Consider the following 21,122-nt stretch of genomic DNA (forward strand, 5'->3'; position numbering starts at 1 on the left):
TCTCGCGCTGGGCCGTGGCGCTGGCCGTCGGACGCAGGCGCGTCACGGCGGCCTGGGCCTCCGCATCCCCGCCGCGCGCGGCGATCATGTACCATTTCAGCGCTTCGGTCGGATTCTTGGCCACGCCGTCGGCGCCGGTCTCATAGATGCGCGCGACATTGTACTGGCTGTCCGGCAGGCCGCGCTCGGCCGCGTTCAGCAGCCAGGTCAGGGCCTCGGCCTGATTGGTCGCGCCGCCGTCGCCTTCATAGAGCTGCATCCCGTACAGATGCATCCCGCGCGGATCGCCGCCCTCGGCCGCGCGACGGCCCCACTGACGGCTTTGGGCCGGATCGGCGGGCACGCCATTGGCGCCATCCAGATACAGCTGACCCAGATAGGTCTGGGCGGGGGCGTAACCCAGGTTGGCGGCGCGCTTCATGCCGTCCAGACCCGTGCTGTCGCCGGCCTCCAGCTTGCCGATCGCCGCCTCATAATCCGCCGCCCCAGGTCCGCCGATGTCGAAGGTCGCTTTCGGGCCGGTCGGCGTCACCGCCGACGCGGCCAGCGGCACGGCGCCGTTTGTCGTCGAGCCGCCGCCGAAGCTGGGCATCTCGAAGTCCGGGGCTCCGCCGTCGGTCAGGGACAGATAGCCATAGACGCCCCCGGTCAGGGCGACCGCCGTAACCGAAGCCAGAAAGGCCTTCTTGACCGTCGATCCGTCCTTGGATGCCTGCCGGTCCAGCCGTTCCTGCAGCTTGGACTTGCCGCCGCGCTTCAGGCCGAAGCCCGACCGGGGCGCAGGTTCCGGCTCGGCCGGCGCGGTGATCGCAGCACGGGCGGCGTCGATGGTGCTGCGGGTCGAGGCGGCGCGGCCGGCGGCGGCGGCGGCTTCCATGCTGGAGCGCAGCCGGCGCGGATCCACGAACTCGGTCTCGCCGCCGAAATCGTCGTCGTCCGCGTCCAGGACGGCGGCGCTGCGCTTTTCGGTCGGTGCGGTCGAGAAGCCCGGCGACGTCGCCTCCAGCGCGTCCTCGACGTCGGCGCCGCCGAAACCGCTGAAGGGCTGGATGATGGGTTCGACGCCGTCGGGATCGACCTGGCGCATCGGCATGTCGTCGGCCAGCGCCTCGACGGGCTCGGCCTCGGTCTGGACGACGGGCGCCGACGGGAAGGGCGCAGCGGTCGCGACTTCGGGCGTCACCGGATCGCTGGACCAGGCGTCCTGGTCGGTGAAGGTCTCATCGGGGAAGGCGGCGGCGCGCCAGTCGCCTTCGATGGATGCGGACTGGATCGGCGCCTGTATGGTCGCCGAGGCGGCGCGTTCCAGCACCTGTCGCGCCGGGGTCCACGCCGGCTCATTGTCCAGCGGCTTGTCGCGGATCGGCGTCGGCGCGCGGGCGTCGATGCTTTCGCGGGCCTCGGCCAGCAGACGGGCGGTGCGCTCTTCGCTGAGACGCATCCGCTCGGCCAGCTCGCCGGAGGCGCGGTCGTAGCGTTGCTCGATCTTGTCCGAGCTTTCCGACAGGCGTCGGCCGATGTCTTCCAGCGCCTGCTGCGAGCGGCGCTCGGACTGGGCGATGCGATCGCTCAGCTGGTCCGAGATGCGGGTGATCTCGCCGCCCAGCTTCTCCAGGGCGATGGCGTGGCGATCGTCGCTGGCGGTCAGGCGTTGGTCGACGCGGTCGACGTGGCGGGCGAACTCCTGGTCCAGACGCGCGGCGCGGCGGGCGACCTCGGTTTCGATGGTCTGGCTGACGACGTCGGCGGCGGCGCGGGCGACGGCGTCGGTGCGACCGTCGTTGTCCGTCTCGACCTTCTTGACCCGCGCATTCAGGTTGCGGGCGATGCGCAGGACCTCGCGGCCCATGGCCTCAAGGCCGATGGCGCCCTTCTCTTCGGACGCCTTCAACTGATCGCCAACGGCCTGGACGGCGCGTTCGATGCGGTCGATGCGCGCGCCGGTTTCGGCGGCGTCCAGGCGCTGCATCATCTCGGCGCGATTGTTGTCGATCTGACGCGACAGGCTTTCGGCCAGCTTCTCGAAACGGGCCAGGTCGCGCGCGCCTTCCGGCTCGACGCGGCTTTCGGCCGTCCGCATCCGCTGGTCCAGCGCGGCGAACGAGCGTTCCAGCGTCTTCAGGGCTTCGGTCGTGCGGTTCTGGGCCTCGTCCAGACGCGCGCTGACCTGGGCTAGCATTTCCGTGCCGACGCCGGGGCCGGCGGCCTTCTCGACCGCCTCCATCCGCTCGCGCAGATCGCTGACGCCCAGACGCTGGCGTTCCTCGATGTCGTACAGGCGCCCAGTCAGCGCGCCCAGCGAGGTCTCGATCTTGCCGAAGGCTTCCTGGGTCGACGGGCCGGTGTCGCGTTCGAAGGCGCGCAGGCGGCGATGCCCTTCGCGCAGTTCCTCGGCGATGTCGTCGATGCGGCGTGCGGCGCCCTGGGCCTCAGCCTCCTGACCGTCCAGCCGGCGCATCAGGCCCGCAACGGCCTGATCCACGCCCTGAATGGCGACGGTCGAGCGGCGTTCGGCGGCTTCCAGCCGCGCAGCGATCACATCGATGGAGGCGCTGATCCGCTGCTGGCTGTCTTCGACGTCATAGGCGTCGTCCAGACGACGGCTGCGGTTGCGGCGTTCGTAGTCGGCGGCTTGGGAGCGACGCGGCAGGGTGGCGTAGCCCTCCTCCTCGTCTTCCATGATCATGGAGTTGAGCCATTCGCCCAGCGTCATGCCGGACCGGCGCGCCAAATCCTTGGCGACCTCGCGTGCTTTGGGATCGATTCCCTTAACGCTCCACGGCGCTGCAGCGCTCACTGATTCGTCTCCCAGCCCATGCGACGAAGGCTATACCGTCAATATCGAGGGTGTAAACTGATGGTTAACCGCAATATCTAGCAGCGATATTCCAATCCTGTGGACATCGCGCCAGACAGCCGGATTTGTGAATCATCTCGGTTAACGCGGCATGAAGATTAACCTCCCGGCAAGGGTTCGCTTGCCAAGCGCCGCGGCTTTCGCCACCTGCGGCGCATGAACCTGACCACCACCCTCGTCCTGCTGGGCGTCGCCCTCGCCGTCATGGTCTTTTGCGGATGGCGCGGCGCCCGGCCGCCGGATCCGTTCAAGGGACCGCGCCTGATGCCGTGGCGGTTCCTGATGGTCGGGGCGGCGGCGATCGCCATGCTGCTGCTGATCCACCTGGCGACGCTGTTCGGCGCCGAGCGTGCGCCCTGGATACCCGGCGCCTAGAGACGGGAACCTGATTACGGCCGGTCGGTTGAACCTTGCGAACCACTCAAGGAGAGACCGCGTGTCCGACAAACTGACCCCCGCCGAGGCCGAGAAGGAATTCTGGAAAAGCCTGAAGGAGTCCAACACCGGCATGCTGGGCATCGATCGCCCCGGCTATCACCACCAGCCCATGACCGGTTTCGGCGAGGACGAGACGGGGACCATCTGGTTCTTCACCCGCGACGACACCGACTTCGCCCGTGACGTCGCCGGCGGCGGCCAGAACGGCATGTTCTGCTACCAGGCCAAGGACGGCAAGGTTCAGGCCTGCATCCACGGCCGCCTGGCCATCGATCAGGACCGCAGCCGCATCGAGAAATACTGGAACCCCGTCGTCGCCGCCTGGTACCCGGACGGCAAGGACGATCCCCACCTGACCCTGATCCGGTTCGACGCCGACGACGGTCGCGTCTGGGTCTCCGACAAGGGCGCCTTGGGCTTCGGCTACGAAGTCCTGAAGGCCAACCTGACCAAGAGCGTCCCGGATGTCGGCGGCGTGTCGGATGTGAAGCTGTAGCAGACTGATCACTAGTCCGTGGTGATCTGGAAAGGCCGGGGAGCGATCCCCGGCCTTTTACAGTCAGCAGCCAGATACTCGCTCGACTCCGGATATTCGCGAGCGGTCCACTCCCAACGCATCGAGCCGATCGGCACACTCAAGAAATACATGATCGTTCGAGGCCAAGTGGACGATCGCGTCTTCAGCTAACGGCCAGAACTTGGCTCTTATAAATCCGACGCTGACCTGCTGGCCTTGGCGCAGCCCTCTGGCCAGCGCCAAATCGACGCAGGCCTGGTCACGAGCATAAGGGTTGCATCGCGACGCATGATTACGGCCCTCTCCGTCAGTGATCACGAGCACCGGCAGCGCCTTGTAAGACGATATGCTGACGCGACCTTCAACGGTGATGGCTTCATACCAGAACTTGCCGGGATCAAGCGTCGGCGCCGCCGCGGTGAAGAGCGCGAAGGCGCCGACCGAAACAGCCAGCAGCATTACAACGACAAACCAGAAGCGCGACGCGGTCGACATCGCCTTCCAGTCATCCAACGTCATCCCCCGAAGCACCAGGCCAGGACGGCCTTCTGGGCGTGGATGCGGTTTTCAGCCTCGTCCCACACCAGAGAGCGCGGCCCGTCGATGACGGCGTCGGTGACTTCCTCGCCACGGTGGGCCGGAAGGCAATGCAGGAAGACCGCTTCGGGATCGGCGAGATCCATCAGGGCTTCGTCGACGCCGTAATGTTCGAAGGCCGCCAGGCGCGCCTCATAGTCCTGATCCCCCATGGAGACCCAGGTGTCGGTGACGACGACGTCGGCGCCCTTGACCGCCTCGCGCGGATCGCTGGTCAGGGTGACGGCGTCGCCGCCCTTGGCCAGGTCGCGAAGGTCCGGGTGGTATTCCGCCGGACAGGCGACATTCAGATGGAAGCCGAACTTGGGCGCCGCGTGCATGAAGCTGTGGCAGACGTTGTTGCCGTCGCCGATCCAGGCGATCGTCTTGCCGGCGATCGGCCCGCGATGCTCCTCGATCGTCTGCAGATCGGCCAGGATCTGGCAAGGGTGCGACCGGTCGGTCAGGCCGTTGACCACCGGCACGGTCGAGACGCGGGCGAACCGCTCGACATCCTCGTGATCGTTGGCGCGGATCATCACCGCATCGACCATGCGCGACAGGACGCGGGCGGTGTCCTCCACCGGCTCGCCGCGCCCCAACTGCATGTCCGAGGCCGTGGCGATGATGGACGAGCCGCCCAGTTGGCGGATCGCCGCGTCGAAGCTGAAACGGGTGCGCGTCGAGTTCTTCTCGAAAATCATCGCCAGGACGCGGTCCCTGCCCGGCGCATCGGCGTCGGCGCGCCCTTGGGGCCAGCCCTTGCGGGCGGCCTTCCGGGCATGGGCGTCGTCCAGGATGGCGCGCAGATCCGCCGCGTCCAGCCGGTGGATGTCGAGGAAGTGCCGGACCATATGTCTAGCTCCGCTCATCCCCGCGAAGGCGGAGATCTAGTGCTGTGGGCGACAGCCGCCCGTCGGGTGTTTCATCCGCCACCCCGTGTTCTCGAAAGAACTGGGTCCCCGCTTTCGCGGAAATGAGCAGATGTCGGGCTCAGGCCGCCAGCTTTTCGCGGGCGACCTCGCAGGCCGCTTCGAAACGGGCCACGGCTTCGCGGGCTTCGTCCAGCGTCAGGTTCAACGGCGGCAGCAGGCGCACGCAGTTGTCCCCGCCGCCGGCGATCAGCAGCCGTTGCGTGTCGCGCGCCAGGGCCATGAACTCGCGATTGTTCGGCACCATCTTGATGCCGATCAGAAGGCCCTTGCCGCGCACGTCGGCGATCACGTCGGGGAAGCGTTCCTGAAGGCCGGCGAACTGCTGCTTCAGATAGCCGGCGACCTCGTTGACGTTGTTCAACGTCTCGGGGCTGTTGATCAGGCTCAGGGCCTTTTGACCGACGGCCATGGCCAGGGGATTGCCGCCGAAGGTCGAGCCGTGAACGCCGACCGTCATGCCCTTGGCCGCCTTGGCCGAGGCCAGGCAGGCGCCGATGGGGAAGCCCCCGCCCAGGGCCTTGGCCACCGCCATGATGTCCGGCGCCATGCCCGCCCATTCGTGGGCCCACAGCTTGCCGGTCCGGCCCATGCCGCACTGGACCTCGTCGAAGATGATCAGGACGCCGTGTTCGTCGCACAGTTCGCGCAGCCCGCGCAGGCACTGTTCGGGCATGGCGCGGCAGCCGCCCTCGCCCTGCACGGGCTCGACGATGATGGCGGCGGTCGTGGGATTGGCGATGGCGGCCTTGATCGCCTCGTGGTCGCCCCACTTCAGCTGGTGGAAGCCCTGCATCGGCGGGCCGAAGCCCTCGGTATAGCTGGGGTTGGCGGCGGCGTTGATCGCGCCATAGGTCCGACCGTGGAACGAGCCGTCGAAGCCGTAGATGTCGATCCGCTCAGGCGCGCCATTGGCCGCGTGGTATTTGCGCGCCGTCTTCAGCGCGCATTCGACGGCTTCGGTGCCCGAGTTGGTGAAGAAGACCACGTCGGCGAAGCTGGATTCGCAAAGGGCGTCAGCCAGCGCTTCCTGACCCGGAATGCGGAAGATGTTGGAGACATGCCACAGCTTCTCGGCCTGATCCTTGACCGCCTGGACAAGTTCGGGGTGGGCGTGGCCCAGGCCGTTGGTCGAGATGCCGGCGACGCAGTCGAGATATTCGGTCCCGTCGGTCGCCCACAGACGCGCGCCTCGGCCGCGTTCCACTTCCAGCGGCGCGCGATTGTAGACACCCATCAAATGCTCAGTGGACACGGGACCAAGACCTCCAAAAGCGAGACGGCCCCGGCGCGAGCGCGACGGAGCCGGATCAATACGGTCAGGCGTTGTCGGACGCGCGCGGGTCTTAGTCAACACCGGCGCCGAGGACGCCTCGCGCTCGCACATCGGCGATCAAGACGCGCAACGCCGGCCGTTGATCCGTCTCCATCACGTGCAGGGGCAAAATGAAGTTGGTGTTGGGCGAGGCCGCGAAGATCAGGCGATCCCTCTCCTCCACCACCGCGACCAGATTGCGCCAGCCGATGCGGGTTTCGAAATCCGCCCCCGACAAGGCCAGACCGCTGTCATCGATGCGCCAGTCGGTTGGCTTCTGCGCGATCGGGGACCGGCGCGCCGCCGCCATGACCCTGTAATGCGCCAGGGCCGACAGCCCGATAAAGCCGTACAGCCCGACCAACTGCAGGCCGACGATCCAGCCCGTCCGCTCCAGGGGCAAACCAACGCAGATGGCGATGGTCGCCAGCATGGCGCCGCCGAGAAACAACACGGGCAGATCCGCCCAGCGCCGGACGACGGGCCACGCCTTGACGGCCGCCCGCCCCTCCTTCGGCGTCGGCTGGACGCCGCGAACCTCGATGACCGCCGTCACTCGCCGCCGGGCGTCGTGGCCGGGGCCGCCGGTGCGGTTTCGGCGGCGACCGCTGCGTCCTTGGCCTGGATTTCAACCAGCTTCTTGTCCAAGGCCAGGCCGAGATCGGCAATGAACAGGCCGAAGCGAGCAACGTCGACGCCCTTCAGATACGACAGCTTGTCCTCGGTCGAGTGGATGCGCTGGAAGACGGGCGGGACGAAGCCTTCCTTCAGGCCGTTGTCCTTGCCGCCGTTGAAGGCCAGCCACATCTGGTGGGCGCCGACCGCATCCTGAGTGCCCATCGACACCACCGGCACGCCCGCGGCCGAGAAGGCGCGGTCGTCGCTGGGCGGATAGGTCGGATAGGGCATGCAGTCGAAGCCGCGTTCGGCGCACAGGCCGCGCAGCGTCTCCAGCACGAAGGCCGACTGCGGCCCATTGTTCTCGCCATACATGACCGTCTGACCATAGGCGGCGACATCGGCGTTGATGACGGCGGCGATCCGGTCCTTGCCGTGTTTCTCAAGGAAGGCCTTGGCGCCCAGAAGGCCCAGCTCTTCCTGGTCGGTGAAGACGAAGACGAAGCGGTGGGCGACCGGCTGGCCTTCCAGCGCCATGTCCAGCGTCTTGGCCGCCTCCATCATCGCCATGACCGAGCCGACGTTGTCGACGATGCCCTGCGACAGCGTCCCGTCACGCAGCTTCACCGCGTCATAGTGGGCGGTCAGCACGATGTCCTTGGCGCCCTCGCCCACCGTGACGACGACATTGGCGCCTTCCATCGGGCCGGTGGCCTGGTTGCCGCCTTCGAACGTCTGAATTTCGGGCGTGAAGCCCAGCGTCGTCAGGAAGCCGACCAGGACCTGGGTCCGCTCTGCGTTGGTGGGCTTGATGAACTGGGCGGCGCCGGCGGCGATGTCGGGGCGGTCGCCGGCTTGGGGCGTCGCTTCCTGAGCGAAGGCGGGCCCAAAAGCGGATGTGGCGGCGAACAGGGCCGTGGCGGCGACGAGCGAACGAAACAGCATGAAGCGGACCTCTCGGGGAGCGATCCGCAACAGGTAGCGATCTAGCTCTTAAGACGCCAGCCCGAGCGGAACACCAGCCAGCAGACAACGCCCATGACGGCCATCAGCACGGCCGACCCTATGACGCCGACCGTCAGATTGCTCTCGGCATGGCCGATGAAGCCGTAGCGGAAGCCGTCGATCAGATAGAAGAAGGGGTTGTAGCGGCTCAGCGCCCGGAACGGCTCGGGCAGGTTCTCGACCAGATAGAAGGTCCCCGACAGAAAGGTCATCGGCATGACGATGAAGTTCTGGACCGCCGACAGGTGGTCGAACTTCTCGCTCCACAGCCCCGCCAGCACCCCGGTCATGCCCATGATGAAACAGGCGGCCAGGGCGAACCAGACGATGGCGAAGATGTTGGCGATGCCCAGCGGCGCGAACGGCAAGACGCAGATCGCCGTCACCAGACCGACCGCCAGACCGCGCGTCGCGGCGCCCAGTGTAAAGCCCAGCGTCAGCTCAAGCGGGCTGAGCGGCGGGGTCAGGAAGTCGGTCGCCGTACCCATGATCTTGGCCTGGATCAGGCTGGACGAGGCGTTGGCGAAGGCATTGTTCAACATGGCCATCATGATCAGGCCGGGCGCGACGAACAGGGCGAATGGCGTGCCGTGCAGCGGCGGCCGCGCATTCTGAAGCGCCACCACGAACACCAGCATATAGAGCAGCGTCGTGACCACCGGCGCCGCCACCGTCTGGGCGCCCACCTTCCAGAAGCGCCGCACCTCGCGCAGATACAGGGTCTGCACCCCGATCCAGTTGATCCCCGGATAGCGACGCGGCTGCGGCAGGCCGGCAGGCCGGGTGGAGATCAGATCGGGCGTATCGGTCATGGCCCGCCAGATGCGCTCGACCGCCGCGCTTCGCAAGAGATCAGGCGAGATCGTCCCGAAAACGACGGCGCCGCCTTAACCTTAACGATGATTCAATATCTGGTTTCTGTGGACAGGATGATTCGCACATCTTGCGTCTCTTAACGGCTGGTTTACGATTAGTTGTAGGTCAAGACCCCGGAGGGGGAGCCTGGACCTAGATATTGAATCCAAACTCGCTGGAGGGTGGCATGACCGCAGGCTGGACCGACGACCGCGTAGGCGCGCTAAAGAAGCTCTGGCTTGAGGGCCAGTCTGCGAGCCAGATCGCCAAACAACTGGGCGGCGGGGTCACCCGCAACGCCGTGATCGGCAAGGTGCACCGTCTGGGCCTGTCGGGCCGGGCCGCCCCGTCGCAACCGGCGCGCACCGTCGCCGCGACCTTCCGCACCGCGCGTCCGCGCCCAGCGCCTGCCGCTCCGGCGCAGCAACCTTCGGCCCCGCGCCGTCTGGAAGCCGTCCAGCCCAAGCCGGTCGAACCCGCAGCCCCCGTCCCCGCCCCGATCCCGGACCTGCCGGGCACGGCGACCGTGATGACGCTGGGCGCCCACATGTGCAAATGGCCGATCGGCGACCCGTCGTCGCGCGAGTTCAGCTTTTGCGGCCGCCGCTCGTCGGAAGGCGTCTATTGCGTCGAACACGCCCGTGTCGCCTACCAGCCGCAAGTCCGTCGCGGCTCCAAGGAAAGCGGTTCCGACCTGGCCCGCAGCCTGCGGCGTTACATCTAAGGGCGCTACCGCGCTTCGCGCGACATGAGCGCGGCGTTTCGCGAAGGGCGCATGACTGCGCTCAAGTCGCGACGTAGCGCCAAAAAGATGCTCCTTATGGAGCCGACTTCCCCCTCGCCGGTTCGCGCAAGCGGCCGGCGAGACTTCAGGGGCGGGGCTGCGGTTCATCCGGGTTGACGCAGCCCCATCCGCCCTTCGATCAGTTCAACACTCGCCGCGCATCCGGCGTATCCAGCGAGAACGCCGGAATCTGCGCCTCGAAACTGCGCCCGTCCGCATCCGTCATATAATAGGCGCCCACCATCGAACCGCTGTCGGTGCCCAGCGGACAGCCCGAGGCGTAGGCGTAGCTGCCGCCCGGTTCGATCACCGGCTGTTCGCCGACCACGCCGGGGCCGCGCACCTCTTCGACATGGCCGTGGCCGTCGGTGATGGTCCAGCGACGCGCCATCAGCTGCACCGTCGAGCCCGTCAGGTTCACGATCTCGATCTGGTAGGCCCAGACCCAGCGGCCTTCGTCGGGATCGGACTGGCCCGCCAGATAGCTGGGCCGCACCCGGATCAGGATGCCGTTCGTCTCGGCGGTATAGGCAGGACCATCGTGCATGGGCTATATGCTCGCCCCGCCACGCGCGGGCTGCAAGCGCGACTTGGAGACAAGTCGTGAAAACCGTGTGAGACAGACGCCATGAGCTCCTTCCAAGCGCCCCGTCCCGGCATCCTGCCCGCCCAGTCCATCGAGACGCTGATCGCCACAGGCGCCGTCACGTCCGACACGCCCTTCGACCACGACCAGGTCCAGCCGGCCAGCTTGGATCTGCGGCTGTCGGACCAAGCCTGGCGCGTGCGCGCCTCCTTCCTGCCCGGGCGACGCAAGGTCGAGGACCGCATCGCAGACGTGGCCATGCACGCCATCGAGATCACCGAGGCGGGCGTCGTGCTGGAAAAGGGCTGCGTCTATATCGTGCGCCTTCAGGAGCGGCTGAAACTGCCCCAGGGCCTGATCGCCCGCGCCAATCCGAAAAGCTCGACCGGCCGCGTCGATGTTTTCGTGCGTCTGCTGACCGATCAGGGCGCCAGCTTCGATGACGTGGCAGAAGGCTATGACGGCCCGCTCTATATGGAGGTCGCGCCCCAGACCTTCTCCATCCTGGTCCGTCCCGGCACGCGCCTGAACCAGCTGCGGCTCAAGGCCGGCGACCCGCCCAAGCTGGAGACCCGCTCGGTCGGCGTCGATCTGCAAGGCGGCGACATCGTCGGCTTCCGCGGGCGTCGCCATGCGGGCGTGGTCGATCTGGACCACATCGACGGCCACGACCCGCGCGACTTCTGGGAGCCGCTGAGCCTGCGCCGTGGCGAACTGCTGCTGGATCCGGGCGAGTTCTACATCCTGGCCTCGTCCGACGACGTCGAAATCCCGGTCGATCAGGCCGCCGAAATGACCCCCATCGATCCGTCGGTCGGCGAGTTCCGCGTACACTACGCCGGCTTCTTCGACCCCGGCTTCGGCACCGACGAGGCGCACGGCGCGGGCTCGAAAGGCGTACTGGAAGTCCGAACCCACGACACGCCGTTCCTGCTGGAACACGGCCAGATCGTCGCCCGCCTGGTCTATGAACCCCTGACCGAACGCCCCAGCCGCCTGTATGGCGAAAGCGGCAGCCACTATCAGAACCAGGGCCTGAAGCTGTCCAAACATTTCAAGGCGTGGTGATCGCGCCGAGTGGCGAGTAGTCAGTGGCGAGTGACGAGCCGTTCGCTATCGTCCTCGCCACTCTTTACGCGATACTCGCCACTCAAGTGAGCTTGTCCGCCTTCCTCAGCCCCGGGAACATCGTCGCCCAGGCCCCGGTCGCGGCCAGGGCGCCGAACCCGCCGAACACCGCCGCCCCGACCGCGCCCAGCAGCCGGACCATGACGCCGGAATAGGCTTCGCCCAGTTCGTTCGAGGCGCCGATGAACAGCATGGACACCGACGACACCCGCCCACGCATATGATCGGGCGTGGCCAGCTGGATCAGGGTCTGGCGCACATTAACGCTGATCATGTCCGCCGCCCCGCCAATGAACAGGGCCAGACCCGACAGCCAGACGATGCGCGACAGGCCGAAGGTGATGGTGCACAGGCCGAACACCGCCACCGCCGCGAACATCCAGCGCCCGCCGTTCTGGCGGATCGGATAGCGGCTTAGATAGATGGCCATGACCATGGCCCCCACGCCGAACGAGGCCCGCAACAGGCCGAACCCTTGTGGCCCGACATGCAGGATGTCGCGCGCGAAGATGGGCGTCAGCAGCGCCACGCCCGCCAGCAGCACCACCACCAGGTCCAGTGAAATGGCGCCCAGCACGATCTTGGTCTTCCAGACATAGGCCAGCCCCTCTTTCACCGAATCCACCGGCGACAGCGGATTGGCCTGGGGCGCAGGTCTCCCGCTGGTGCGGATCAGGATGAAGGCGGCGACGGCCAGCAGAAACATGCCCAGCGACACCGCATAGGCCAGCGGCACGTTCACCCCCACGATCACCCCGCCCAGGGCCGGGCCTGCGATGGCCCCGGTCTGAAACGCGATGGACTGAGCGGCGATGGCCGGCGGCAGGGCCTTGCGCCCCACCACCATCGGCAGGAAGGCCTGGCTGGCCGGGGCCAGGAACGCCCGCGCCGCGCCGAACAGGGCCGCGACCGCCAACAGACCCCACAGCGGCGGGTTTCCATGCAGGGCCATGGCCAGGAACGATCCTGCGCAGGCCGCCTCGACCAGGATCGAGATCCACACCGTGCGCTTGCGGTCGCGCCGATCCGCCATGGCCCCGGCGGGAAGGGTGAAGGCCAGCAGCGGCAGGAACTGACACAGCCCCACCAGCCCCAGATACAGGCTGGCCTCCTCGATCGGATGATCGCGCCGCGCGATCTCATAGACCTGCCACAACAGGGCCGACGACTGGATCTGGATCGCCAGCACCGCCACCACGCGGCCGAACCACAACAGGCGGAAGTCGCGAATGCCCCACGGGCTGGACGGGCCTTCTGGCGGAGACGGCGGAACGGGCGGGGCGGCGGGGCCGGTGTCGATGGATTCTGTGGTCAAGGTCTCGGCTTCAGCAGGGGCGCACCGTCTTCTCGCAGACGCGGATTATCCCTAAAGCATAGCCACATGAGCCGCGCATCAACTCCCGTTATCGATCCTGTCGAACTGACCCGCGACCTGATCCGCATTCCCTCCGTCACGCCCGCCGACGAAGGGGCGATGGATGTGCTGGAGCGCCATCTGACGGCGCTGGGCTTCACCTGCCGCCGCCTGGCCTTCGAGGGACCGGGCGGACAGGGCGTCCATGCGCGGATCGAGAACCTGTATGCGCGGCGCGGGACCGCCTCGCCCAACCTCTGTTTCGCCGGCCATACGGATGTGGTCCCGACCGGCCCGTCGGATCAGTGGTCGTCGCAACCCTTCAACGCCGAGGTCAGGGACGGCGTCCTGTACGGCCGCGGCGCGGTGGACATGAAGGGCGGGATCGCCGCCTGGGTTGCCGCCGTGTCCCAGGTCATCGCAGACGGCGAACCCGCCGGCTCCCTCTCCTTTCTGATCACCGGCGACGAGGAAGGCCCCGCCCTGCACGGCACCAAACGGGTGGTCGAGGCCCTGGCGGCCGAGGGCGAGGTCATCGACGCCTGCGTGGTCGGCGAACCCTCGTCGTCGCAACAGCTGGGCGACATGATCAAGGTCGGCCGGCGCGGCTCGTTGAACACCTGGATCACCGTCCAAGGCAAACAGGGCCACGTCGCCTATCCCGAGCGCGCCGCCAACCCGGCCCCGGTGATCGCGAAACTAATGGCCCGTCTGAACGACCATGTTCTGGATGATGGTTACGACAACTTCCCCCCGTCGAACCTCGAAATCACCACCATCGACATCGGCAATCCGGCGACCAACATCATCCCGGCCCAGGCGACGGCGCGGCTGAACATCCGCTTCAACCCCAGCCATACGGGCGACGCCCTGATCGACTGGCTGAACCGCGAGGCCGGCGCCATGCAGGCCGAGACCGGGCTTCAGATCACCCTGGAGCACCTGTGCTCGGGCGAGGCCTTCCTGACCGAGCCGGGCGCCTTCGTGGAGGCGGTTCAGGATGCGGTCGAGGCCGTGGCGGGCCGCCGCCCCGAGGCCTCCACCACCGGCGGCACCTCCGACGCCCGCTTCATCCGCGCCCTGTGTCCGGTTCTGGAACTGGGCCTGGTCGGCCAGACCATGCACCAGATCGACGAACGCGTGCCGACGGCGGAGCTGGAGACGTTGACGGCGGTCTATCGACGGGTGATCGAGTCGGTGTTCGAGCGGCTGTAAGCGCGGCCGTGGCTATTCAAACTAAAACACTCGGCCGACCTCAAACCGGACCTTCCGATCGGTATGATACGGGTGGTTAGCGGACATTTGAGCTGCGTAAGGGAGGCGAAGCGCAGGTGGCTCAAAAGTAGCCAGCTAGTGCGGGGCCGATGTTGACGATGGCGTGTAAGATGGAGATCAGGGCGATGGAGCCTGTCCGTAACCAGACCACTCCGAAAACTAGCCCGACGAGAACATGCATGGCGAACTCCGACGCATAGTTACCGGCCACCAGAGCGAGGAGTTGCCAATCGCCTTGAATGACTGGTTGAAAAAGAAACAGTGGCGCATGCATGGCCGCAAACAGGACGCTGGACAGGAAGACGGCCTGGAATCGCGAAGCGGTTCGCTCCAGCAAGGCCGTTAGAAACAGGACCCGGAACACGACTTCTTCGGCGGCGGCGGCGACGACAACTTTCGCGATAATAACAATCAGCGGACCGATGGCTGGCATGGGCATTTGCCCGTCAGCTTTCAAAAAGCTGTTGTAGCTGAATGCCGCCATCAAGATTGCGACGGGAGCCGCAAAAAGTATGAGCGTTAGCGTTGACGCGGTGCGTTGGCGCGACGGCCACTTGACCAGGCCGAATTGCAGAAAGGCCGCCGGGACCAAGGCCCAGACCAGAAGACTGGCCGCAGTGGCGGTATTTGAGTCAAGGTTGCCGAGAGAAAACTGTATGGCACCGACTGTCAAAAGGATGGCAAGGGTAGCGGCGATCAACGTTGCCACTGGCTGCACTTGGTCCGACCCAGAAGCTCCCCGCCAATAGGCGGTAACCCCGCTCGCCCCAATGCGCAGGGCTAGGAAAACAAGTCCGAAAATAGCGGCGACCAATACTCCCGCAATCACATACGTTGAAAAGGCATCGTCGGCCTTGGTCGCGACCTCTGGCCGCACGAACCATGCCCAGTAGACCAAGGCCGCTAAGGCGAGAGCAATCACCTGCGAAAACCGACGCAGCGTCAGGGGGCTATCCGCAAACTGTTGGTTTCGCATGTTCACACCCTGCCGATGTCGACAACGTCCGCAATGGGTCAGTTTGCGACGTCGAATGACGCTGCAATCGCCGTTGCCTAACTCCGCTCCAGGAACCGCAACGCCGTCAGGACGTGCGTCTTCACCCCCAGCGGCAAGACCTTCTCGTTCGGCGAGAACTCCGGCGAGTGATTGGGCGCGGAGGTGGCGGGGTCGACGCCGTCGGGACTGGCCCCGAGATGGTAGAAGACGCCGGGGATGACCTGCTGGAAATAGCTGAAGTCCTCGGCCACCGTGGTCGGAGGCGTCGCGGCGTTGACGTTCCCCTCGCCCGCCGCCTCGGTCAGGACCGGGGCCAGCCAGGCGGACAGGGCGGGGTCGTTGAACACCAGGGCGGCATTCTGCTTGACGCCGAACTCGGCGGTGGCGCCGTAAGCTTCGGCCACATGGTCGATGGCGGTCTCGGCGCGAGCGACCAGGGCGTCGCGCTGGGCTGTGTCGAAGGTGCGCAAGGTGCCCGACAGGGTCGCGCTGTCGGGGATGATGTTGTAGCGGACGCCGGCGTTGATCGTGGCGATGGTGAAGACGGTCGGGGTCGTGGTCGGATCGACCGTGCGGGCCGTCAGGGTATTGACCGTCTCGACCACCTGGCCCGCCACCGCGATCACATCGATCCCGCGCCAGGGCCAGGCGCCGTGCGTCTGCTTGCCCTTCAGGCGGATATCCACGCGGTCCGAGGCGGCCATGAACCCTTCCGGCCGATAGAAGACGCTGCCCGGACGGCCCGGCACGACGTGCAGGCCAAAGATGGCCTCGGGCTTGGGATCGTTCAGCGCCCCTTCGGCGATCATCAGGGCCGCCCCGCCCTTGGGCTCTCCCGGAGGCGCGCCCTCCTCGGCCGGCTGGAAGACGAAGACCACCGTGCCGGCGATCCGGTCCTTCATCCCCGCCAGCACCTCGGCCGCGCCCATTAGCATGGCCATATGCATGTCGTGGCCGCAGGCGTGGGCCACCGGCACCGTATTGCCCATATAGGTCCCGGTCGCGCTCGAGGCGAAGTCGAGGCCCGTCGCCTCCTGCACCGGCAGGGCGTCCATGTCGGCGCGCAGGGCCACCGTCCGGCCCGGCCGTGCGCCGCGCAGCACGCCGATCACCCCGGTCTTGCCGACTCCGGTGCGGACCTCCAGCCCTAGCGACCGCAGATGCTCGGCGATCACACCGGCCGAGCGGGTCTCGGCGAAGCCCAGTTCCGGATGCTGATGGAAGTCGCGCCGCCACGCGACGACCTCTGGCATGACGCGCTGCACGGCGGCATCCACGCTGGCCGTAGCGACCTGCGCCTGAGCGGCGCCGGCGGCGAGCAACAGCGCCATTGTGGAGGCGGCGAACAATCGGCGCATGTGAAGGTCCCGTGAAATTTTCAGCCCGACGACAGGTGACGGCGCCGCACCCGCTTGTGCAAGCCGTCGCGAACAGCGATTTCTGTCCGCATGGGTGAGAAGGCCTTCAAGAGCGCAAAGACCGAATGGCGCGACGTCGTTCTGGTCTGTCGCAAATGTTCCAAAAAGCTGGACGGCGGCTTCGGCCCCGGCGGCGATCTGACGCTGAAAAAGGCGCTACGAAAATATCTGCACCTCAAGAAGGGCAAACAGGGTCGCAAGGGCGAGCTGACAGTCGTCGGCGCCGACTGTTTCGACATCTGTCCAAAGGGCGCCGTCGTCGCCGTCAATACGGCCCAGCCCAAGAAGCTGCTGATCATTCCGGCCGGCGCCGATCTGTTCGAGGTCAAGACGCGGCTGGCGCTGGACGACGGACGGCGGTTGAAGCGGGTCGACGCCGCCGACTGAGGCTCGGCGCCTTTCTTCCGGCGGCCAGCCGTGTCAGAGCGAAACCATGGATGACACTCGCATCGAAAAACGCGTCGGCGTTCAGGCGACCTCGGACCGCATCTGGGACCTGGTCGCGGACCTGTCCGGCTGGGGCGCCTGGAATCCGATCGACAAGGACGTCGAGGGCGCCATCGCCTATGGCGGCCGTCTGACCATGACCGAGGCGTGGCCCGACATGGCCGAACGCCAGTCGTCCGCCCAAGTGGTGGAATGGCAGCCGCGCGCGCGGCTGGTCTGGGCGGAACGGCGCGGATTCCTGTTCCAGAGCCTGCGCTATATCCAGATCGAGGAGTTGGCGCCCGGCAACTGCATCGTCGCCATCGGCATCCGCTTTTCAGGCATTCGCGGCGAGTTGTTCCACGACAAGCACCGCCCGGCGATCAAGGCGGCGTTCGAAAGCGCCGCCCATGGGCTTAAGGCGGCGGCGGAGCGCGCCTAACGCCCGTCCTTCATCATGTCGATGACGTACAGGATCGCCGGACCCAGGATGACGATGAACAGGACCGGCAGGAAGAACAGGATCATCGGCACGGTCAGTTTGGCCGGCAGGGCCGAGGCCTTTTTCTCTGCGGCGGACATCCGCAAATCGCGATTTTCCTTCGCCATGACGCGCAGAGCGGTGGCCAGCGGCGTGCCATAGGTCTCAGCCTGCGTCATGGCGGTCGCGACCGACTTCACACCCGGGTGGTTGGTGCGCTTGCCCAGATTTTCGTAGGCTATGCGACGGTCGGGCAGATAGCTCAACTCCGCCGACAGCAGCGACAGTTCCTCGGCCAGATCGATCGATGACGGCCCCATTTCCTGACTGACCTTGGCGATCGCCGCCTCGATCGACATGCCCGCCTCGACACAGATCAGCAGAAGGTCCAGCGCGTCAGGGAACGCCTGCATGATCGAGGCGCGGCGCTTGTCGATCCGATTTTTTAAATAGATGTTCGGCGCATAGAAGCCGGCCACCGCCGCCGCCATCGTCGCGGTCACCTTGTTCATCGTGGGCCAGTCCACGACCTTGATCACGAACAGATAAAACGCCGCCACGATCATGAAGATGAAGGGCGAGGTGAAGCGGAAGAAGTAGAAGGTCGTCAGCGGACGCGGCCCGCGATAGCCCGCCTGCACCATCTGACCCGCGACCTTGGGATCTTCCAGAAGCTTGGACAGATTCAGCCGATCCACAATCCGCTTCTTGAACCCGTCGTCGGTGTGACGCAGCGCCCCCTGACCGCCGGCCATGTTCGCGCGTGACCGGCGTTTCAGGTCGTCGCGGCGTTCCGCAACCGCCTTCATTCGCTTGTCCAGCGCAACCCCGCCCGTCATCGACGACAACAGGGTGACGACCGTGGCGAAGACCAACACACCCACGCCGATGCTGAGCAGGTTCTGCGGGTCGGTGCTGAAACGGATGAAGCTTTCCATGATCCCGGCCTCAGAACTTGAACGAGATCATGCGTTTCATCACGAAGATGCCGGTCGCCATCAGCAGCGCTGCCATCAGCAACATGAAGTTGCCGCGGAAATCGGTGAACAGCGGCATCATGTAAGAGGGGGTGGTGAACATGACCATTGTCATGACCGCAGGCGGCAGAGAGGCGATGATGCCCGCCGAGGCCAGCGCTTCGGACGACAACGCCTTGATCTTCTCGCCCATCATCCGACGGGCGCGCAGCACGGCCGACAGGTTGCCCAGCGCTTCGGCCAGGTTGCCGCCGGTCTTCTGCTGGATGGCGATGACGATGGTGAAGAAGCGCAGTTCGGAGGTCGGCATCCGGCCGTACATCTTCTCCAGCGCCTGCTCCAGGGTCAGGCCGACGCCCAAGCCCTCGACCAGCGTCTGAAACTCCGGTCCCAGCGGCGCCGGGCTCTCGCGGGCGATGATCTTGAAACATTCGTGGACCGGCAGGCCCGACTTGATGCCGCGCACGATCACATCGACGGCGTTAGGGAACTCCAGCGAGAACTTCTTCATCCGCGACTTGCCGAGGAAACCCACGATCCAGCGCGGCAGTCCCATACCGAAGATCAGCGCGATGCCGATGACAACCAGGATCGGCAATCCGAAGATCAGCGCGCCCAGGCCGGTCACCAGCCCGACCACGGCCGAGATGATGTAGAACGTCGTCGCGCTAAGGCTCAGGCCTGCCTGTTTCAGGCGCGACGCCAGGGTCGTGCGCGCCTTGCGCTCGCGGCGGTCGGCGTCCTGAAGCTGAACCAGGATCTGTTTGCGGCGCGCCTCTGGCGTATTGGCGGCGGCCGCCTTGCGGGCGAGCGCAGCGCTCTTTTTGGGTTCGCCCAGACTTTGGGCGCGCTTGACCGCCTGGGCCGACGAATCGTCTCCGCCGACGAAGACCCAGCCCAGTCCGCCGATGGTGATGAAGGCCAGAACGGCGGCGAGTATCGGAAGCATCGTCCTACTCCGCCGCGTCCAGAGCGTCGGCCAGTTCGCGCTCCAGCCCGTAATAGCGCGCCCGGTCCCAGAAGCGGGGACGGGCGATGCCGGTCGAGCGATGACGGCCGATGATCTTGCCGTTCTCGTCCTCGCCGGTGATGTCGTAGACGAACAGGTCCTGCGTCACGATCACATCGCCTTCCAGGCCCACGACCTCGGTGATGTGAGTGATGCGGCGCGAACCGTCGCGCAGGCGGGCAGCCTGGATAATGACGTCGACCGAGCCGACGATCATCTCGCGGATCGTCTTGGAGGGCAGGCCGTAGCCGCCCATGGTGATCATGGACTCCATGCGGCTGATGGCCTCGCGCGGGCTGTTGGCGTGCAGCGTGCCCATTGAGCCGTCGTGGCCCGTGTTCATGGCCTGCAACAGGTCGAACGCCTCGGGTCCGCGCACCTCGCCGACGATGATCCGCTCGGGACGCATCCGCAGGCAGTTCTTGACCAGATCCCGCATCGTGATCGTGCCCTGGCCTTCCAGGTTCGGCGGGCGGGTTTCCAGACGCACGACGTGTGGCTGCTGCAGTTGCAGTTCGGCGGCGTCCTCGCAGGTGATGACGCGCTCGGTCGGGTCGATGAAGGCCGTCAGGGTGTTCAGCAGGGTCGTCTTGCCCGATCCGGTGCCGCCCGAGATGACCAGATTGCATCGCGAGGCGCCGATGACGCCGAGAACGCGCGCGCCCTCGGGACTGATGGAGGCGTACTCCACCAGATTTTTCATCGTCAGCTTGTCCTTCTTGAACTTCCGGATCGTCAGCGTGGGACCGTCGATGGCCAGCGGCGGAGCAATGACGTTGACGCGAGAACCGTCCGGCAAGCGGGCGTCGCAGATGGGGCTCGACTCGTCCACGCGGCGGCCGACCTGGCTCACAATCCGCTGACAGATGTTCATCAGCTGGGTGTTGTCACGGAAACGGACATTGGTCAGCTGGACCTTGCCCGCGACCTCGATGAAGACGCGGCCTGCGCCATTGACCATGATATCGGCGATGTCGTCGCGGCTCAGCAGCGGCTCCAGCGGACCATAGCCCAGAACGTCGTTGACGATGTCCTGAACCAGATGCTCCTGCTCGGCGACCGACATGGAGACGTTCTTGATCGCCACCAGTTCGGCGACGATGTCGCGGATCTCTTCCGACGCCGCCTTCTGGTCCAGGTGCGCCAGTTGGGCCAGGTCGATGGTGTTCATCAGCGCGTTGAAGATCGTCGTCTTCGTGGCGTGATAGTAGTCGCTCTGTTCCCGGACGATCTCGGCGACGGCCTGGGCCTTCTTCAGCTGTTCAAGACCCGCCGTAGCCTTCGGGCCCGTGCCGGCGACATTGCCGGTGGGGCGCGGAGCCTCAGCGGCGGGCTTGGGCTTGGGACGCGAGGCCAGGGCGTCCAGACGATCAGCCGGTGCCGGCTGGGTCGGGGCAGACGCGCGGTCGAAGGCGTCGGCCGCCGGCTCCAGTTCCTCGTCAGCATAGGCATAGGCCGGCGTCTTGCTCGTCGCCGCCATCGGCGCGGCGGCCGCCTGCATGCTGAACACGGACACAGGTTCGCCGCCGGGCGCGGATGCCGCAGCGGGGGCCGGGGCCGGCCGCAGGGGCGCA

General features: G+C 66.4%; 21 protein-coding genes. 7 read left to right on the top strand and 14 right to left on the bottom strand.

From position 1 onward, the window contains the following. On the bottom strand, positions 1-2,797 hold a 2,797-nt coding region (locus B3T77_RS04680), incomplete at its 3' end, for an SEL1-like repeat protein (RefSeq protein ID WP_292077704.1). A gap of 216 nt (positions 2,798-3,013) precedes the next feature. On the opposite strand from B3T77_RS04680, the gene B3T77_RS04685 reads away from it, so the two are divergent. Continuing rightward, positions 3,014-3,232, top strand: coding sequence for a hypothetical protein (locus B3T77_RS04685; RefSeq protein WP_199060339.1), 219 nt, complete (start codon positions 3,014-3,016; stop codon positions 3,230-3,232). A gap of 61 nt (positions 3,233-3,293) precedes the next feature. Further along, the gene (locus B3T77_RS04690) at positions 3,294-3,791 is read left to right on the top strand and encodes a pyridoxamine 5'-phosphate oxidase family protein (RefSeq protein ID WP_055807696.1); all 498 of its coding nucleotides are present in this window, start codon (positions 3,294-3,296) and stop codon (positions 3,789-3,791) included. 63 nt (positions 3,792-3,854) lie between these two features. Here B3T77_RS04690 and B3T77_RS04695 read toward each other — a convergent pair whose 3' ends face one another. From B3T77_RS04695 to B3T77_RS04720, 6 genes are all read right to left on the bottom strand, one after another. Beyond that, positions 3,855-4,331, bottom strand: a complete 477-nt coding sequence (locus tag B3T77_RS04695; RefSeq protein ID WP_292077709.1) for a hypothetical protein — start codon at positions 4,329-4,331, stop codon at positions 3,855-3,857. Then, positions 4,328-5,242 carry an ornithine carbamoyltransferase gene (gene argF, locus B3T77_RS04700; RefSeq protein ID WP_292077710.1) on the bottom strand — a complete coding sequence of 305 codons (915 nt, stop codon included), beginning with the start codon at positions 5,240-5,242 and terminating at the stop codon, positions 4,328-4,330. The genes B3T77_RS04695 and argF overlap by 4 nt, the downstream gene beginning before the upstream one ends. A gap of 139 nt (positions 5,243-5,381) precedes the next feature. Next, a complete protein-coding gene (locus tag B3T77_RS04705) occupies positions 5,382-6,575 on the bottom strand; it encodes an aspartate aminotransferase family protein (RefSeq protein ID WP_292077711.1) in 1,194 nt (397 codons plus the stop codon). Between the two features lie 91 nt (positions 6,576-6,666). Next, positions 6,667-7,191: a YcxB family protein gene (locus B3T77_RS04710; protein WP_292077713.1), complete on the bottom strand. Its 525-nt coding sequence runs from the start codon at positions 7,189-7,191 to the stop codon at positions 6,667-6,669. Further along, complete coding sequence (locus B3T77_RS04715; protein ID WP_292077715.1) at positions 7,188-8,198, bottom strand: M28 family metallopeptidase; 1,011 nt, start codon at positions 8,196-8,198, stop codon at positions 7,188-7,190. The genes B3T77_RS04710 and B3T77_RS04715 overlap by 4 nt, the downstream gene beginning before the upstream one ends. A 41-nt stretch (positions 8,199-8,239) precedes the next feature. Next, entirely contained in the window at positions 8,240-9,070 is an 831-nt protein-coding gene (locus B3T77_RS04720) for an ABC transporter permease (protein WP_045810698.1), read from the bottom strand. Between the two features lie 230 nt (positions 9,071-9,300). On the opposite strand from B3T77_RS04720, the gene B3T77_RS04725 reads away from it, so the two are divergent. Then, positions 9,301-9,837, top strand: coding sequence for a GcrA family cell cycle regulator (locus B3T77_RS04725; RefSeq protein ID WP_017506617.1), 537 nt, complete (start codon positions 9,301-9,303; stop codon positions 9,835-9,837). A 199-nt stretch (positions 9,838-10,036) separates the two neighbouring features. Here the strand turns inward: B3T77_RS04725 and apaG are convergent, their stop codons facing one another. After that, complete coding sequence (gene apaG, locus B3T77_RS04730; RefSeq protein WP_017506618.1) at positions 10,037-10,444, bottom strand: Co2+/Mg2+ efflux protein ApaG; 408 nt, start codon at positions 10,442-10,444, stop codon at positions 10,037-10,039. Between the two features lie 81 nt (positions 10,445-10,525). On the opposite strand from apaG, the gene B3T77_RS04735 reads away from it, so the two are divergent. Beyond that, the gene (locus B3T77_RS04735) at positions 10,526-11,551 is read left to right on the top strand and encodes a 2'-deoxycytidine 5'-triphosphate deaminase (RefSeq protein WP_091750682.1); all 1,026 of its coding nucleotides are present in this window, start codon (positions 10,526-10,528) and stop codon (positions 11,549-11,551) included. Between the two features lie 82 nt (positions 11,552-11,633). Here the strand turns inward: B3T77_RS04735 and B3T77_RS04740 are convergent, their stop codons facing one another. Then, on the bottom strand, positions 11,634-12,926 hold the full coding sequence (locus B3T77_RS04740; protein ID WP_292077718.1) for an MFS transporter: 1,293 nt from the start codon (positions 12,924-12,926) through the stop codon (positions 11,634-11,636). A 66-nt stretch (positions 12,927-12,992) separates the two neighbouring features. Here B3T77_RS04740 and dapE point away from each other — a divergent pair, with 66 nt between their 5' ends. Continuing rightward, a complete protein-coding gene (dapE, locus tag B3T77_RS04745) occupies positions 12,993-14,180 on the top strand; it encodes a succinyl-diaminopimelate desuccinylase (RefSeq protein ID WP_292077719.1) in 1,188 nt (395 codons plus the stop codon). Between the two features lie 121 nt (positions 14,181-14,301). On the opposite strand, the gene B3T77_RS04750 is transcribed toward dapE, so the two are convergent. Both B3T77_RS04750 and B3T77_RS04755 read right to left on the bottom strand, forming a co-directional pair. Continuing rightward, the gene (locus tag B3T77_RS04750) at positions 14,302-15,216 is read right to left on the bottom strand and encodes a type II CAAX prenyl endopeptidase Rce1 family protein (RefSeq protein ID WP_292077720.1); all 915 of its coding nucleotides are present in this window, start codon (positions 15,214-15,216) and stop codon (positions 14,302-14,304) included. 77 nt (positions 15,217-15,293) lie between these two features. Further along, positions 15,294-16,595 (bottom strand): amidohydrolase, encoded by a 1,302-nt coding sequence (locus tag B3T77_RS04755; protein WP_292077722.1) that lies wholly within the window; start codon positions 16,593-16,595, stop codon positions 15,294-15,296. A gap of 90 nt (positions 16,596-16,685) precedes the next feature. Between B3T77_RS04755 and B3T77_RS04760 the strand changes: the two genes are divergently transcribed. Together B3T77_RS04760 and B3T77_RS04765 are read left to right on the top strand one after the other, a co-directional pair. Further along, positions 16,686-17,042 carry a hypothetical protein gene (locus B3T77_RS04760; RefSeq protein ID WP_066627479.1) on the top strand — a complete coding sequence of 119 codons (357 nt, stop codon included), beginning with the start codon at positions 16,686-16,688 and terminating at the stop codon, positions 17,040-17,042. A 46-nt stretch (positions 17,043-17,088) separates the two neighbouring features. After that, positions 17,089-17,523, top strand: coding sequence for an SRPBCC domain-containing protein (locus tag B3T77_RS04765; RefSeq protein ID WP_292077724.1), 435 nt, complete (start codon positions 17,089-17,091; stop codon positions 17,521-17,523). Here B3T77_RS04765 and B3T77_RS04770 read toward each other — a convergent pair. The 3 genes from B3T77_RS04770 to B3T77_RS04780 are packed head-to-tail and all read right to left on the bottom strand — an operon-like array spanning position 17,520 to position 21,028. Further along, positions 17,520-18,500, bottom strand: coding sequence for a type II secretion system F family protein (locus B3T77_RS04770; RefSeq protein ID WP_292077727.1), 981 nt, complete (start codon positions 18,498-18,500; stop codon positions 17,520-17,522). The genes B3T77_RS04765 and B3T77_RS04770 overlap by 4 nt on opposite strands. A 10-nt stretch (positions 18,501-18,510) precedes the next feature. Further along, positions 18,511-19,488: a type II secretion system F family protein gene (locus tag B3T77_RS04775; RefSeq protein WP_292077729.1), complete on the bottom strand. Its 978-nt coding sequence runs from the start codon at positions 19,486-19,488 to the stop codon at positions 18,511-18,513. A gap of 4 nt (positions 19,489-19,492) precedes the next feature. Then, on the bottom strand, positions 19,493-21,028 hold the full coding sequence (locus tag B3T77_RS04780) for a CpaF family protein (protein ID WP_414633148.1): 1,536 nt from the start codon (positions 21,026-21,028) through the stop codon (positions 19,493-19,495). Positions 21,029-21,122 lie beyond the last annotated feature (94 nt).

The sequence above is a fragment of the Brevundimonas sp. UBA7838 genome (assembly GCF_002500885.1).
GTDB lineage: Bacteria > Pseudomonadota > Alphaproteobacteria > Caulobacterales > Caulobacteraceae > Brevundimonas > Brevundimonas vesicularis_C.